This is a genomic window from Acinetobacter sp. WZC-1 (assembly GCF_052544965.1).
This window is the reverse complement of sequence record NZ_CP199370.1, coordinates 378,694-394,177: the sequence shown is the minus strand read 5'-3', so window position 1 is coordinate 394,177 and position 15,484 is coordinate 378,694. Positions and strand designations below refer to the sequence as shown.

The following is a 15,484-nucleotide window of genomic DNA, read 5'->3' as shown; positions in this document are numbered from 1 at the left end:
ATAACTCCTCTGATGCCTATTCAACAAATGATGTCTGAGCATCATCAGCTTTGGATGCATCTGTTGATCCCGATGCGCCATCTGATGATGATTTGCCTGCACCGCCTGTAATAAATTTAGAAATTAGATCCTCAAGGTCCATCGTACCCTGTGTATTGCCAATACGTTCACCACGCTTTAAATAGTTCAAACCACCTCCGGGTACAATTTTCAGGTATTTTTCACCGAGAAGCCCATTGGTTGCGACCATTATGTAAGCATCTTCATCAATATTTGTGATGGATTTCATGTTACCGATCAGTTGCTGTTCCATTGCTTTTTGTTTCGTCGCGTCAGCAGCCTGATAGTCCGAACTGTAGCGTAGCTCTTCCAGCGCATTCTGCTGTACATCCTTCAGCTGTTTCTCATTGAATGTGGTCAGTTTGCCATCCAGATCAAAAGTTACCGTGGCCATCCGGGAAACCGGGTCCAGGGAAATGGTTTCAACCCGTCCGATCGTCACGCCACTCATGGTCACTTTGGCACGTGGTTTCAGGCCATTGACGTTATCGAAGGTGGCCGTCATGTCATAGCTGTCTTTTAAATTTGTCCCCACAAGGCCACTGACTTTCATGGCCAGAAAAAATAAAGCCACACCAAAAATAATCACAAAAAGACCTACGGTCAGCTCACTTGTACGTGATTTCATTAAACTCCTCCGAACATGACCGCAGTCAACACAAAATCAAAACCCAGAACACAAAGCGATGAATAGACGACTGTACGTGTTGTCGCTGTCGCAATTCCCTCAGATGTCGGCTCACAGGCATATCCCTGATATACCGCAATCCAGGTACAAATCAAAGCAAAAATCAGACTTTTTATGATTGTGCCATTGAAGATATCCTTTCCAAACTGGACACTGCTTTGCATGCCGCTCCAGAATGAACCTTCGTCCACCCCCAAAAAGTCCACACCGACCATTTTACCGCCCATAATCCCAATCGCAGCAAAAATCACGGACAGCATGGGTAAACTGACGATCCCCGCCCACAAACGCGGAGAAACAATCCGTTTCAATGGATCAACACCAATCATTTCCATACTGGACAATTGCTCGGTCGCCTTCATCAGACCAATTTCAGCGGTCAGTGCAGAACCGGCACGTCCGGCAAAAAGCAGTGCTGCAACCACGGGAGCAAGCTCACGTAACAGAGTCAGTGAGACCATTGTCCCGAGCATGGCTTCTGAACCGACATTAATCAGAATTGAATAACCCTGTAATCCGATCACCAACCCAATAAACAGCCCTGATACAGCAATGATCAGCAGCGAAAGTACGCCAACCCGATACATCTGATAAACAAACAGTCTGACACCCTGCCACGTGGGCATGGAAAAAATAATCTGCAGCAGCATGACCGTTGCCACACCAATGCCCTGAACACGTTCAATGACATATCTACCCAGTAAGGCAATTGCACTCATGAACGCACCTCATGACTCAAATAGGTCTGATGACTGAATTGATAATCCACCGGCCCCTCAATGGAACCGGTCAAAAATTGCTGAACAAAAGGAGAAACATGCGCTTTCAGCTCTGCCGGGGTTCCCTCACCCTGTATCTTGCCCTCGGCAACCACATAAATATAGTCTGCAATGGACAGGGTCTCAGAAACATCATGCGAAACAATAATGGAGGTTAAATCCAGCGCCTCCCGCAGGGAGCGGATCAGACGGGTCAATACTCCCTTGACAATCGGGTCCTGTCCGGCAAAAGGTTCATCATACATGATTAAGTCTGGGTCCAGTGCAATGGCCCGGGCCAGTGCCACCCGTCTGTTCATACCTCCGGACAGTTCTGCCGGCATCAGCAGTTCAGCACCGCGCAGGCCGACTGATTCCAGTTTCAGCGCCACCAGTTCGGCAATTAAATTTTCAGGCAACCGGGTATGTGCGCGGATGGGGAAAGCAACATTTTCATAGACAGACATGTCGGTAAACAATGCACCACTCTGGAACAACATGCCCATGCGTGCACGGGCACTGAATAATTCAGCACGGGGCATTCGGGCAATATTCACGCCATCCAGCAGCACTTCACCCTGATCAGGACTGAGTTGTCCACCGATCAATCGGAGTAAGGTTGTCTTTCCTGTCCCGGACGGCCCCATGATTGCAGTAATCTGCCCACGGCGAATTTTTAAGTTCACCCGGTCATAAATGACACGTTCTCCCCGGTTAAAGCTTAAATCCCGTACTTCAATTAGCGCCTGACTGTCTGGAGGCATCTGATGACTCATAGTTGAACGTTTCCTGCTATTTTACCGCTCACTTTCAATATACCCTGAACAGGCCGGAACGTGTTGTTATAAAAAGATAATGAATATCGATACATTGTATCATTGTTATAAGCGCAAACGGAATCTGGTGTTTTTTATTAATTTTTCCATCCATCTATTTTATAAGAATAAAGACTGACTATCAGGACAAAATGGAGTACAGGAAGTAGCTGATATTGATCAGAAGCAGGGTTGCAAAAATATAAAACATAATCACGCCAAAATAGGCAAGCACAGAAGTCTGCAAATAAATTTTATTGTCCACAATTACAACTTTTTTCATAAAAATATGAATTATTATACATTTTATTTTTATAAATGTGAATATTGCTACAATAAAAAACCAGCCACGAATGGCTGGTTTTTATCAACAACTAAAACAGGGCTTTAGTCGTTAAATTTGCGACGTGGACGATCTTCACCGCCAAATGAACGTTTTGGGCGATCAGCAAAGTCACCTTCACGACGTGGTGGACGGTCGCCAAAATCACGCTTCGGACGGTCACCAAAACCACCTTCACGACGTGGCGGACGATCACCGAAATCACGTTTCGGACGGTCACCAAAGCCACCTTCACGATGTGGTGGACGGTCGCCAAAATCACGTTTCGGACGGTCACCGAAACCACCTTCACGACGTGGCGGACGATCACCGAAATCACGTTTCGGACGGTCACCAAAGCCACCTTCACGATGTGGTGGACGGTCACCAAAATCACGTTTTGGACGATCACCGAAACCACCCTCACGACGCGGACGATCTTCACCACCGAATGAACGTTTTGGACGATCACCAAAACCATTTTCACGAGGCTTATAGTCTACGCGGTTACCACGGTTGTCATCATTTGGGTTAAAGCGCGGCTTGTCATTAAAGCCACCTTCACGGCGTGGCGGACGATCGCCGAAATCACGACGCGGACGATCTTCGCCACCGAATGCCGGACGTTCACCACGTGGTTTATCATCAAAGCTACGGCGAGGACGGTCACCGCCTTCACGACGTTTGAAGTTGCTTTCGCCTTCAAAACGGCGGCCACCACCGAAACCACCACGGCCGCCATCACGTTTACCACCGCGACCGCCGTCACGACCGCCACCACGGCCTGAACGTGCAGGTGGTGGAGATGGCTCAAGACCTTCAATTTCAGACACATCCAGCCGGGCTTCAAGATAATCTTCAAGTGCACGGATTTTGCCACGCTCACGATAGGTTGCAAGTGTGATTGCCTTACCGGTACGCCCCGCACGACCTGTACGACCAATACGGTGTACGTAGTCTTCATTCTTCATTGGCAGACCGAAGTTGATCACATGTGAAATGGTCGGAACATCCAGACCACGTGCCGCAACATCAGTTGCAACCAGGATTTTTGCACGTCCTTCACGGATGCTGCGCAAACGACGATTACGCACAGTCTGTGGCATGGCACCATGCAGTGCAACCACAGAAAGACCGGCTTCTGTCAGTTCTTCAGCCAGCATATCAGTATCTTCCTGAGTGGAAGCAAATACCACAGCCTGATCCAGATCTTCTTCATTTAACCAGTGGGTCAGCAATTTTTTCTTATGCTCAAAACCATCGGTCCAGTGTAGTGTCTGGGTGATGTCTGTATTGGTGGAATGACCTGTCTCAATTGCAATACGCTCCGGATCATTCATCATGCGTTCTGCAAGATTAATAATACGTGGTGCAAAAGTTGCAGAGAACATTAATGTCTGTTTACGGTTAGCCGCCAGATCACTGATGGCTTCCAGATCTTCAGAGAAACCCAGGTCCAGCATACGGTCAGCTTCGTCAACAATTAACGCATCAACCATGTCCAGTTTAATCTGGCGACGATTCACCAGATCAAGTAAGCGGCCCGGTGTTGCAACAACAACCTGCGCACCTTTCAACTGCTGGATCTGCTTACCGAAAGGCATACCGCCCATGATGGCTGCAACACGCACACCTTTCATATGACGTACAAATGCAATGGCATCCTGACAAACCTGCTGTGCAAGTTCACGGGTCGGTGAAATCACCAGAATTGCTGGTTGAGTGACCGCTTTCATGCGGTCTTTAAAAGGTACAAAAGTGTCCTGACCTGCCAGCGCATTCAGCGTCGGCAGTAAAAATGCAGCTGTTTTACCAGAACCGGTCTGGCTGGATACCAGCAGGTCCTTACCTTCCATGGCTGCGGGAATGGATTGTTCCTGAACAGGCGTAGGTGTTGTAAAACCAAGGCCTTCAAGTGCTTTTTGAAGCGACTCGTCTAAGGAAAATTCAGCAAAAGTTTTGCTCATAGAGATTTTCACCCGAATGTGGGTGCTCCATTAAAATAAAGTCAGATGGACATCGGCAAAAAGCGGCACAGCAATAAACGCTGAAAAAGAAAAGAATCAGCGGCGATCCGAGTAACGACGATGTGTATATAACGCACGCATGATTACAGCCGTAACCTGAAAGAATCGCTTAAGCGATTGGGCGGGGCGCGAAATATCGTCCTCTCTTTGGACCGGACGCGCATACACAATGATAAGAAAAGAATGTTCAGGTAATGAACGGAAACTAAGTGCGTGCGCAGATTATAGCAGAAAGATTTTAAAAGTCATCCTGTTTAACTGAATTTCATTATTTTTTTCGTAAATTTTATCCAGAAGCCTTGATTTACACAGAATTTATAAAAACCCCCCGCAATCAGCAAGGGCTTTTTCATGTACCTTCGTGCAATGACTGCCGCTTATTTTGCAGCGTCGCCCCAGGCGGGAACCACAGCCTGCATCAATGGCTTTAACAATTTCATGGAACAGGCAATCACCTGTCCGTTGTCCATACAGTCAGCACCACCACGTGCATCCACCACGGTGCCGCCGGCTTCCTTCACCATCAGCTCCCCGGCAGCAATATCCCACGGTTTTAAGCCCAACTCAAAATAACCATCGAGACGACCGGCTGCGACATACGCCAGATCCAGTGCAGCAGAACCTGCACGGCGATACTGTGCCCCGGCTTCTGTGACATTCAACAGGGATTCAAAATGATTTTTTGCATAGGAAACAATTTCGCCATCACGTTTTGCACGATACGCATGACCAACAGCAATAAAGGTATTAGCCAGACTGTCTTTGATATTGACCCGGATACGGCGCTGATTCATCATCGCTCCACGGCCACGGCTGGCAGAGAATAACTCGTCCTTGACCGGGTCATAGATCACACCATGCTGAGTCACACCTTTGTGTTGAACGGCAATGGATACGCAGAAATGAGGGAAGCCATTGATGAAGTTCAGTGTTCCGTCGAGTGGATCAATCACCCAGCACCAGTCTGCATCATGCCCCTTACCTTCCTGCAGTCCGAATTCTTCGCCCAGAAAGCTGTGATTTTTATAGCTCTTACGCAGTGTATCAATCGTGAGTTGTTCAATATAACGATCCACACGTGTCACCGGGCCATCAATGCCTTTTTCTTCGACCTGCAGATCAAGTTTATGACGATTCTGATGCGCCTTTAAAAGCTCCTGACCAACCAATTGAGCCGCACGCGCAGCCATCACCACCATAGGTTCCATTGAACACCCATTACACAAAGAGATACTGATAAAGAATAATGCATAAAAGCGCCGACATTCTAACAAATGAAAGCGCTTTTAGGGGAAAAATGTTTCTGAAGTTGCAGAATGCGTAGTTTATACCATCTGCACCAGCTTCAGCCAGGCCTTTTCAATGGCATCCTGAATGCCTGCTGCATCCAGACCACTTTCCTGCAACATCTGCTCATGTGTCGCCTGAGCCATGAACTGATCTGCCAGTCCCAGATTCAGCATGGGTTTCAGTATCTGCGCACGGGCCAGATATTCATTGACCGCACTGCCAGCACCCCCCATCACTGCATGTTCTTCAATGGTGACAAATAAAGCGGTATGTTCTGCAAGCTGACTGATGATTGCCTCATCCAGCGGTTTGACATAACGCATGTTCACCACCTGAACCGCCAGGTCATGTTGCTGTGCTAGCTGTTCAGCAGCAGTTACTGCTACGCTGACCCGGCTGCCAAATGCCAGTATGCTGATATGCTCTTCATGCTGCGGATTAAAAACTGCCACAATCTCGGCCCGGCCAATTTCAAGTTCGGTCAGCTGTTTCTGAACCTCTACCCCGGTACCGGCACCACGCGGATAACGCACCGCAGCAGGACCATTGTACAGATAGGCCGTATGCAGCATCTGACGGCATTCGTTTTCATCCTTCGGCGCCATAATCACCATATTGGGAATGGTCCGCATATAAGCATAATCATAAGCCCCTGCATGCGTGGGACCATCCTCACCCACCAGTCCCGCACGATCTATGCCAAATGTGACATCCAGATTTTGCAGGGCAACGTCATGAATCAACTGATCATAACCACGTTGCAGAAAGGTTGAATAAATGGCAACCACAGGTTTTAAGCCCTCACAGGCCATACCGGCCGCCAGGGTCACGGCATGCTGCTCAGCAATGGCAACATCAAAAAAACGCTCAGGAAACTGTTTTGCAAAGGCCACCATTCCGGAACCTTCACACATGGCCGGGGTAATGGCCAGCAAGCGTTTATCCTGTGCGGCTTCATCACACAGCCATTCACCGAATATATCTGAATATTTGGGCGCTCTGGATGCTGAACCCACTGCATTGATTTTACCAATGGCATGATATTTGATCTGGTCCGCCTCAGCCGGGGCAAAACCCTTGCCTTTTTTGGTGTATACATGCACCAGGCGGGGGCCTTTACGCTTTTTCAGCGCATTCAGCACCTGTACCAACTGGTTGACATCATGACCATCAAACGGACCAAAATAATCAAAACCAATGGCTTTAAATAGATTGTCGGCTGCGCCGGTCGCAGACTCATGCAGCCTGGAGTTATAGCCCCAGTCCGGATGCGCCTCGATATAAGCCTCGCCACTTTCACTGATATTGACTGATTGTCCTTTTTCCCAGATGGCAGCCAGATGCCTGGCAAAACCACCGGTACTGCATGAAATGGACATGTCATTGTCATTGAGCACCACCAGTAAGTCAGCATGATGTGCCACGGCATCATTCATGGCTTCAAAAGCCATCCCGGCGGTCATGGCCCCGTCACCGACAATGGCCACAATTTCACACGGATTCTGTTGATAGCGACGCGCCAGTGCCATGCCCAGTCCGGCAGAAATAGCCGTGGATGAATGCCCGACACCAAAAGCATCAAATTCGGATTCTTCACGCGACGGGAAGGCAGCAAGACCATGCCTGGAACGGATACCGGTCAGCTGCTCGCGGCGACCGGTCAGGACTTTATGCGGATAAGCCTGATGACCGACATCCCAGATCAGACGGTCATGCGGTGTGCTGAAACAGTAGTGCAGGGCAATTGTCAGTTCAACCACCCCCAGATTTGCACCGAAATGTCCTCCACTCTGCCCGGCAGCATAGAGAATATACTGGCGTAATTCATCCGCCACCTGGGTTAACTGACCTGGTGCAAGCTGACGTAATTGCTGCGGATGATCTATTCCATCCAGCAATGGCGTGACAGGACGTTGAGCGGGTATTTCGGTATACAACATATATGGCTAAGCCTTGTTAAAGCCTGGCAAATCCTAAGCTAGGTAAACGGGTAGACGATCCTCAGATCAAATCCAGACACCCTCAATCAGCCGTACTGACAACAATGATGCAGAGCAACAGTTCAATTCGGCGATCCGGTAGGATGGATTATCCTGAATAATCTTACTACTTATCAACCATAATTGTCCGCTTTAATACAAAAAAAGAAAATCTGCCCATAAAATCACATTTCACAATTCTACTCCCCCTGGCATTACGTTATACTTGAAATGTAATTTCCCAAGAATTAATGGATACATCTGTGCCGATTGAATTTGCTGCGACTTCTAAACTCCCAACAGCTTTTGGTGATTTTAACATCACAGTATTTCAAGACCCGCAGACGGGTGAAGAACATGTCGCACTGTCCAAAGGCCTGGAGCAGCCTCCGACTGTACCTGTTTTATTGCGCATACACTCTGAATGCCTGACGGGCGATGCTTTCAGCTCACTGAAATGTGACTGTGGCCCACAGCTGCACAACACCATGAAAATGATTGATGATGCGGGACAGGGAGTGATCCTGTATCTGCGTCAGGAAGGCCGGGGAATTGGCCTGACCAATAAAATCCGGGCCTATGCCCTTCAGGACCAGGGACATGATACCGTCGATGCCAACCTGTTACTGAACCTGCCTGCGGATGCCCGCCGCTACGACATGTGCAGCATCATGCTCAATCATTTACAGGTGAGACAGGTCAGACTCATCACCAACAACCCATTAAAAATTAACGCACTCATAGACCTTGGTGTGGAAGTGAAAGACCGGATTCCACTGACAGTGGGGCGAAACCCCCTGAATGCAGACTATTTACAGACCAAACATGACCGGATGTCACACATGTATGAAGAAGATGACTTCTAAGTCATTTTAAACATCATCACGTTGTCCTGAGAACACCATTATGCAGCATCCTACGTCAGCCGACATTCAGCGCGTCCGCGAATTTCTCCTGGATTTACAGGTCCGTATCTGTACAGCGCTGGAGCAGCAGGAACAGGCAGGCGGTGGCAATGCAATCTTTGAGATTGATGACTGGCAACGTCACGAAGGCGGCGGTGGCCGCTCCCGTGTTTTACAAAATGGTGCTGTCATTGAAAAGGGCGGTGTGATGTTTTCACATATCAACATCCGTCAATTACCGGCTTCTGCAACTGAACGCCATCCGCAGATTGCCGGAGCAAAAGCGCAGGCCCTGGGGCTATCACTGGTGATTCATCCCCGTAACCCGCATGTACCGACCTCACATGCCAATGTACGCCTGTTTGTAGCAGAACCCGAAGGCCAGCAGCCGGTGTGGTGGTTCGGTGGTGGCTTTGACCTGACACCGTTCTATCCCCGTGATGAAGATGTGCGGGCGTGGCATCAGACTGCCGCCGACCTGTGCGCGCCCTTCGGCGAGCAGGTCTATGCAGCACATAAACAGTGGTGTGATGATTATTTTTATCTGAAACACCGCGATGAACAACGCGGGATTGGCGGTCTGTTTTTTGATGACCTGAACGAATGGGGCTTTGAAACCTGTTTTCAGTATATGCAGGCCGTTGGCAATGGCTATCTGGACGCCATTCTGCCTATTTTCCGGAATAATCAGCATAAACCCCATACTCAGGTACAGCGTGATTTCCAGCTGTACCGGCGTGGCCGTTATGTGGAATACAATCTGGTCTATGACCGTGGTACATTATTCGGTCTGCAAACCGGTGGCCGGATTGAATCGATTCTGGTGAGCCTGCCAAACCTTGCCGGCTGGTCATACCGCCCGGAATGGGAGGCCGATTCTGCCGAAAAGCGCCTGACGGATTATTATCTGAAACCACGGAACTGGTTAAGGGAGCTTAAATAGTGAATTGACCGGATGGAGCCTACCTCCCATACAGCTTTCATAAAACTTACATATATGAAAAGATTTCTAACAATTATTCAATATAATTTGCAAATTTGAATATCAATCTGGCGGGATATGGCGCTAGAATAGCCTGATATACAACCAGGCTTGTGACAGAACACTACAGCATTTGTCTTTAAGTCAGGTTAACATCCGGTTCATTACGTTTCGAGTCCAACTCATGCCTGCATTACAGATAAATCATAAAATAATATTATCTTTAAGCATATTCATTCTGATTATATGTTCAGTCACTGTGACCATTATTTCTACAAATGAACTGTCGGATAACCTATCCATCACCTTAAGTATTTTACTGGCAATGGGTTTCATCTCTACATTTTCCACAACCCTGCTGGATATCATCGAATCCATCTGCAATCCATAAAAAACCTGATCCAGTCAATCCTATCCGTTTTGGCACCCCCTCCATGCAGACCGGTTAAGCCCTGGTACTGAAAGTATCCATTCAAATGCTCAGACAGAATACTTTTGCAGATACAGATATTCACGTATATTGTGGACTTTGCATCACATGCGGTACACGGATATTCTGATATGAGCAAACTATTCGCGGTCATCGGCAACCCCATCGAGCAATCACGCTCTCCGGAACTGCACCATGCCTTTGCAGAAAAAACCGGGGTTGATCTTGAATATGTCAGACGACTTGCTCCACTTGATGGTTTTGAAGCCAGTGTCCGGGATTTCTTTGCACACCAGGGCACCGGCATGAATGTCACCGTACCATTCAAGGAACAGGCTTTTGCACTCTGTGACCAGCTGACTGAACGGGCCAGCATCGCCGGAGCAGTCAATACCCTGTGGATGACTGACGGTAAATTATATGGTGATAATACCGATGGTCAGGGATTGGTGGATGCTATCCAGACCCTGAACTGGCCTCTGGATCATTCACAGATTCTGATTATCGGAGCCGGCGGAGCAACCCGTGGTGTCATTTACCCACTGGTCAAGGCAGGTGTCCACAAACTGGTCATTGCCAACCGGACACTGGCCCGTGCCGAACAACTCATTGCAGCACTGAAACATACCGTGCCTGAAGCGCAATTGCAGGCCTGTAGCTTAGATGAATTGAGCGGTGATTTTGATATTGCCATTAATGCCACTTCGGCAAGCCTTTCTGGCGCTCCACTGAACCTGCCTGAAAGCCTGCATTTTGACCATGCCTATGAAATGGCATATGGCAAAGCCTCCAGCTTTCTGGATCAGGCAGCAAAACGGGGCGTACCCGTTTCTGACGGTTTTGGCATGCTGGCTGGTCAGGCCATTGAAGCCTTTTACATCTGGAATGGCATAAAGCCCGATTTAAAGGACTTTATTTAAATGCCGGATCAATAGACTGGCGGCTGCTCCGAATCCAGTGCCGTCTGCATATCGGCTACTGATTCTGATGACAGCTGTGGCGCAGATAAAAAGGCCGAAATCGCAGTTAACATAAACGTAAATATTTTAGCTGTACCAACTGATAAAACATCTGATTTAATAGGTATTCCAGGTCAGACGCAGTAATGCAGCCGATGATGCAAATCCTGAAAACCCCGATCAAAAAAGCAACACGACTCAACTGTATTTTTTATCCTGAATTCGCTTTTCTGACACTTTTTTCAATGTCTGCTATCAATGCATTCTTTCACTGAAAACTGAATAATGAAATCATTATCCAAGATGATACAGCATTATTTCTAAATTAGGATGAGTCAAATGCCAGCATATAAAGCACCACTTCGCGACATTCGTTTTTTAATGAATGAAGTCCTGGATTACCCTGCACACTATAAAACGCTGTCAATTGGCGAAAATGCCGATGCAGATACCATTGATATGATTATTGAAGGCGCAGCAGACTTCTGTGAAAACATTCTTTCTCCACTGAATCAGACCGGTGATGAAGAAGGTTGTCATTTTGAAAACGGTGAAGTGAAAACACCCAAAGGCTTTAAGGAAGCATACAATCAGTTTATACAGGGTGGCTGGCAAGGGCTGTCATACCCGGAAGAATTTGGTGGTCAGGGCCTGCCTATGTCACTGAACCTGGTCAAATCTGAAATGATGGGGACCGCCAACTGGTCTTTCACCATGTATCCCGGTTTAAGCATGGGCTGTATGAACACCATCATGCAGTTTGGTACTCAGGAACAGAAAAACACCTATATGCCACGCCTGACTGAAGGCACCTGGTCCGGGACCATGTGTCTGACTGAACCTCAGTGCGGTACGGATCTGGGGCAGATCAAAACCAAAGCAGAACCTGCAGCAGATGGCAGCTATAAAATTACCGGGACAAAAATCTTCATTTCTGCCGGTGAACATGATTTAACAGAGAATATCATTCATATTGTGCTGGCCCGTCTTCCGGATGCTCCTGCCGGCACCAGAGGAATTTCCTTATTCATCGTCCCTAAATTCATGCCAACCGCAGATGGGGGTATAGGTGAACGCAACCCGGTCAGCTGTGGCTCCATTGAACATAAAATGGGCATTCGCGCCTCAGCAACGGCCGTATTGAACTTTGATGAAGCCACCGGTTATTTAATTGGTGAAGTCAACAAAGGCCTGCACGCCATGTTTACCTTTATGAACACAGCACGTATTGGTACTGCGGTTCAGGGACTGGCACATGCTGAGTTATCTTTTCAGGGGGCCCTGCCCTATGCCAAGGACCGTATGTCCATGCGCGCGCTTTCCGGTAAGAAAGATCCGGATAAAGTCGCAGATGCCATTATTCACCATGCCGATGTCCGCCGTATGCTGCTGACCCAGAAAGCCATTGCAGAAGGTGGCCGTGCCATGATTTATCATGCTGCACAGCTGGCAGATAAAATGACTGATGCACTGGCCCAGGGTGATCAGGCAAAATTTGACGAATACGATGACAAACTCGGCTTCTATACCCCGATCTTAAAAGGCTTTTTAACCGAAATGGGTCAGGAAGCGGCCAGTCATGGCATGCAGATCTTTGGTGGTCATGGTTATATCAAGGAACACGGTATGGAACAGATTGCACGTGATGCCCGTATTTCCACCCTGTATGAAGGCACTACCGGTGTTCAGGCCCTCGACTTAATCGGTCGTAAAGTGCTGCTGTCTTCCAAAGGTAAAGTGGTACGTGAGTACACTGCCGAGATTCTGAAATTCTGTGGCCAGCATGCACGCAATAAATACATGCGCCGTTTTGCATGGGATTTAACCAAGATCTGTGCACAATGGAATGCCCTGACCGTGCGCATTATGCTGGCAGCACGTAAAGACCGTGACGTGGTGTCTTCTGCTTCTGTAGATTTTCTGATGTTCTCCGGCTATGCCATGATGGCATATTACTGGGCGCAGCAGGCCGCAGTGGCAACCGAGAAACTGGCGTCCGGTGACGGCAAGGAAGTACCTGAATTCTATAAGGCTAAAATCAAAACTGCTGATTTCTTCTTTGAACGTTTATTGCCACGGACTCAGGGCCATGCAGAAGCCATGACCAATCCATCAAAAACCCTGACCTCCCTTGCACCTGAATATTTCAGTTTTGATTACTGAGTTTTATACAGAGCCATACGGAAAGAGCGCTACGGCGCTCTTTTTTCTGAGGTACTGCTGCTTAAAAACCGAATTTATAAACATGTATAGTCAACCTGTCAAAAAACTCATACACATGAATATAATTTCTCTTGATTCATATTTTAAATTAAATCAATTGCATGAGAAAATGAGTTGTTTGATTATAAAAAAAGCTTTCATTGCCACATTTTTATTTGAAAGTTTGAATCAAATCACGTGTATGAATAATTAGGTGGTTTGACTATATCATATGACTTCTTATATTTTTCCATATCACCGGCATGATCAAAGCCGGCAAAGCTCACACCCGGAAATCATCTCTTTGCGAAAATAAATTACAAAAACGCATCCAACACCGAATTTAAAAACACATGCCCCTGCATGGTACATGCCAGCCTGTTCTGGTCCTCCAGCATCAGCTTCCGCTGTTGTAATGCCACCAGAGGATCAGTCAGGTCGGCCAGATCCTGTCCGGTTCTTTCCGCATACAGTCTTGCTTCCACCCCCTCATTTAAACGCAGGGCATTCATCATAAATTCAAACGGCATTTCTGCAGCAGTCACCCTTTTTAACTGCAGATGTTCTGCCGGAACCTTCGCCAGATAGTCCTTCGGTAAACGGGTTTTCTGAAAACGGTACACTCCATCCGGTCGGGTGACCTTACCATGCGCCCCGGCACCAATGGCCAGATAGTCACCGAACTGCCAGTAATTTAAATTATGTGCCGATGGTTTTTCCCTGCGCCAGGCAGATACTTCATAATTGATAAAACCCTGGGCTTTTAAATAGGCTTCGCCCTGTTCCTGAATATCCTCCAGCACATCATCCACCGGTAAAACCGGTTGCGTACGGAAAAATACCGTATTGGGTTCAATGGTCAGCTGGTACCATGAAATATGAGTGGCACCACTGTTCACCGCAAGTTTCAGGTCATCCAGTGCCTGTTGTGACGTCTGTTCGGGCAGGCCATGCATCAGGTCCACATTCACCCGTTCAAAACCGGCCTTCCGCGCATGCTGAATGGCGTCAATTGCATCGTCATGGCTGTGAATCCGCCCCAGCCGCTTTAAATGTTCCGCATGAAAACTCTGTACCCCAATGGAAAGGCGATTGATCCCGGCCAGCAGATAATCTGCAAAAGGATCATGCTCTACAGTTCCCGGATTGGCTTCCAGGGTAATTTCACAGTCATTTTCAAAGGCAATAACCTTTTTCAGCTGCTCAAACAGCCACTCATAGCCCTGGGCTGAAATTAAGGATGGTGTTCCGCCGCCAATGAATACACTGTGAATCCGGCGTCCCTGTGCAAAATCCCGCTGGGTTTTAAAATCCTCCACCAGGGCCGTTAAATAGTGCTGCTCCAGCACCAATGATAGCTCTCCGTCAGGCACGGCATGTGAATTAAAGTCACAATACGGACATTTACGCACACACCAGGGCATATGAATGTAGAGTGACAATGGAATAATTGCAGGATTCAGATCGACCAAGTGAAGAAAGCTCAGGGGTTAAAGCACTATTTTAACATGACTGTGCAGGAACAATTCGCTCATGTCATGCAATTGCATTAGACTGTCTGGAAACCGGAGAGCAAACTCCCCCCTGATGATGAGCAAATAATGAAAATTTCAAGCCAGTTGCTGTTACTGCTTCCCCTGGCCATGGGTGTCGGAATTGCGATGGCTTTTCAGACCGCCATTAATGCCCAGTTACGGGAATATCTGCACTCCCCCATGCAGGCCGCACTTCTGTCATTTTTAGCGGGTACAATTGTACTGGCTGTACTGGTATTTTTTCAGGCTGCGCCCAGACCGACACTGAACAGTCTCGGTCAGATTCCCTGGTATTTGTGGCTGGGTGGATGTCTTGGCGTCTATGCCATCAGCATCAGTATTTTCACTGCACCCAGACTGGGTTTTCTGACCTTATCCGGATTAATCATGTTTGGGCAGATCAGCATGTCCATGCTGCTGGATCAGACCGGCTTACTGGGCGTTGAAAAAGTCCCGGTGAACTGGCAACGTCTGTCAGGAGCCGCTCTGATTTTTGCCGGAGTGCTGCTCAGCTTACAACGCTGATCGTTTT

General features: G+C 47.9%; 13 protein-coding genes. 5 read left to right on the top strand and 8 right to left on the bottom strand.

What is annotated here, in order from left to right:
* Positions 1-16: 16 nt before the first annotated feature.
* The 7 genes from mlaD to dxs all read right to left on the bottom strand — a co-directional run bounded on the left by mlaD (position 17) and on the right by dxs (position 7,900).
* Positions 17-688, bottom strand: a complete 672-nt coding sequence (gene mlaD / locus ACT6PV_RS01845; protein WP_445114808.1) for an outer membrane lipid asymmetry maintenance protein MlaD — start codon at positions 686-688, stop codon at positions 17-19.
* Positions 688-1,467 (bottom strand): lipid asymmetry maintenance ABC transporter permease subunit MlaE, encoded by a 780-nt coding sequence (gene mlaE / locus ACT6PV_RS01840; RefSeq protein ID WP_445114807.1) that lies wholly within the window; start codon positions 1,465-1,467, stop codon positions 688-690. The genes mlaD and mlaE overlap by 1 nt, the downstream gene beginning before the upstream one ends.
* On the bottom strand, positions 1,464-2,282 hold the full coding sequence (locus tag ACT6PV_RS01835; protein WP_445114806.1) for an ABC transporter ATP-binding protein: 819 nt from the start codon (positions 2,280-2,282) through the stop codon (positions 1,464-1,466). The genes mlaE and ACT6PV_RS01835 overlap by 4 nt, the downstream gene beginning before the upstream one ends.
* Positions 2,283-2,463: 181 nt before the next feature.
* Positions 2,464-2,604, bottom strand: a complete 141-nt coding sequence (locus ACT6PV_RS01830; RefSeq protein ID WP_445114805.1) for a hypothetical protein — start codon at positions 2,602-2,604, stop codon at positions 2,464-2,466.
* Positions 2,605-2,708: 104 nt separating this feature from the next.
* Positions 2,709-4,610: a DEAD/DEAH box helicase gene (locus ACT6PV_RS01825; RefSeq protein ID WP_445114804.1), complete on the bottom strand. Its 1,902-nt coding sequence runs from the start codon at positions 4,608-4,610 to the stop codon at positions 2,709-2,711.
* 437 nt (positions 4,611-5,047) lie between these two features.
* Positions 5,048-5,878 (bottom strand): inositol monophosphatase family protein, encoded by an 831-nt coding sequence (locus ACT6PV_RS01820; RefSeq protein WP_445114803.1) that lies wholly within the window; start codon positions 5,876-5,878, stop codon positions 5,048-5,050.
* A gap of 117 nt (positions 5,879-5,995) precedes the next feature.
* A complete protein-coding gene (gene dxs, locus ACT6PV_RS01815) occupies positions 5,996-7,900 on the bottom strand; it encodes a 1-deoxy-D-xylulose-5-phosphate synthase (RefSeq protein WP_445114802.1) in 1,905 nt (634 codons plus the stop codon).
* A gap of 302 nt (positions 7,901-8,202) precedes the next feature.
* On the opposite strand from dxs, the gene ribA reads away from it, so the two are divergent.
* The 4 genes from ribA (at position 8,203) to ACT6PV_RS01795 (ending at position 13,378) form a co-directional block, all read left to right on the top strand.
* Positions 8,203-8,805 (top strand): GTP cyclohydrolase II, encoded by a 603-nt coding sequence (gene ribA, locus ACT6PV_RS01810; RefSeq protein ID WP_445114801.1) that lies wholly within the window; start codon positions 8,203-8,205, stop codon positions 8,803-8,805.
* Positions 8,806-8,845: 40 nt separating this feature from the next.
* Positions 8,846-9,787 carry an oxygen-dependent coproporphyrinogen oxidase gene (hemF, locus tag ACT6PV_RS01805; RefSeq protein ID WP_445114800.1) on the top strand — a complete coding sequence of 314 codons (942 nt, stop codon included), beginning with the start codon at positions 8,846-8,848 and terminating at the stop codon, positions 9,785-9,787.
* Positions 9,788-10,387: 600 nt separating this feature from the next.
* On the top strand, positions 10,388-11,176 hold the full coding sequence (aroE, locus tag ACT6PV_RS01800) for a shikimate dehydrogenase (RefSeq protein ID WP_445114799.1): 789 nt from the start codon (positions 10,388-10,390) through the stop codon (positions 11,174-11,176).
* A gap of 378 nt (positions 11,177-11,554) precedes the next feature.
* Positions 11,555-13,378 carry an acyl-CoA dehydrogenase C-terminal domain-containing protein gene (locus ACT6PV_RS01795; RefSeq protein ID WP_445114798.1) on the top strand — a complete coding sequence of 608 codons (1,824 nt, stop codon included), beginning with the start codon at positions 11,555-11,557 and terminating at the stop codon, positions 13,376-13,378.
* Positions 13,379-13,734: 356 nt separating this feature from the next.
* On the opposite strand, the gene hemW is transcribed toward ACT6PV_RS01795, so the two are convergent.
* Positions 13,735-14,889 carry a radical SAM family heme chaperone HemW gene (gene hemW / locus ACT6PV_RS01790; RefSeq protein WP_445114797.1) on the bottom strand — a complete coding sequence of 385 codons (1,155 nt, stop codon included), beginning with the start codon at positions 14,887-14,889 and terminating at the stop codon, positions 13,735-13,737.
* Positions 14,890-15,015: 126 nt separating this feature from the next.
* On the opposite strand from hemW, the gene ACT6PV_RS01785 reads away from it, so the two are divergent.
* Entirely contained in the window at positions 15,016-15,477 is a 462-nt protein-coding gene (locus ACT6PV_RS01785) for a DMT family transporter (RefSeq protein WP_445116996.1), read from the top strand.
* The last annotated feature ends 7 nt before the right edge of the window (positions 15,478-15,484 follow it).

Bases quoted from the DNA above. Each gene is read 5' to 3' on its own strand.
- mlaD (WP_445114808.1), bottom strand. From the start codon at position 688: ATGAAATCACGTACAAGTGAGCTGACCGTAGGTCTTTTTGTGATTATT.
- mlaE (WP_445114807.1), bottom strand. From the start codon at position 1,467: ATGAGTGCAATTGCCTTACTGGGTAGATATGTCATTGAACGTGTTCAG.
- ACT6PV_RS01835 (WP_445114806.1), bottom strand. From the start codon at position 2,282: ATGAGTCATCAGATGCCTCCAGACAGTCAGGCGCTAATTGAAGTACGG.
- ACT6PV_RS01830 (WP_445114805.1), bottom strand. From the start codon at position 2,604: ATGAAAAAAGTTGTAATTGTGGACAATAAAATTTATTTGCAGACTTCT.
- ACT6PV_RS01825 (WP_445114804.1), bottom strand. From the start codon at position 4,610: ATGAGCAAAACTTTTGCTGAATTTTCCTTAGACGAGTCGCTTCAAAAA.
- ACT6PV_RS01820 (WP_445114803.1), bottom strand. From the start codon at position 5,878: ATGGAACCTATGGTGGTGATGGCTGCGCGTGCGGCTCAATTGGTTGGT.
- dxs (WP_445114802.1), bottom strand. From the start codon at position 7,900: ATGTTGTATACCGAAATACCCGCTCAACGTCCTGTCACGCCATTGCTG.
- hemF (WP_445114800.1), top strand. From the start codon at position 8,846: ATGCAGCATCCTACGTCAGCCGACATTCAGCGCGTCCGCGAATTTCTC.
- aroE (WP_445114799.1), top strand. From the start codon at position 10,388: ATGAGCAAACTATTCGCGGTCATCGGCAACCCCATCGAGCAATCACGC.
- ACT6PV_RS01795 (WP_445114798.1), top strand. From the start codon at position 11,555: ATGCCAGCATATAAAGCACCACTTCGCGACATTCGTTTTTTAATGAAT.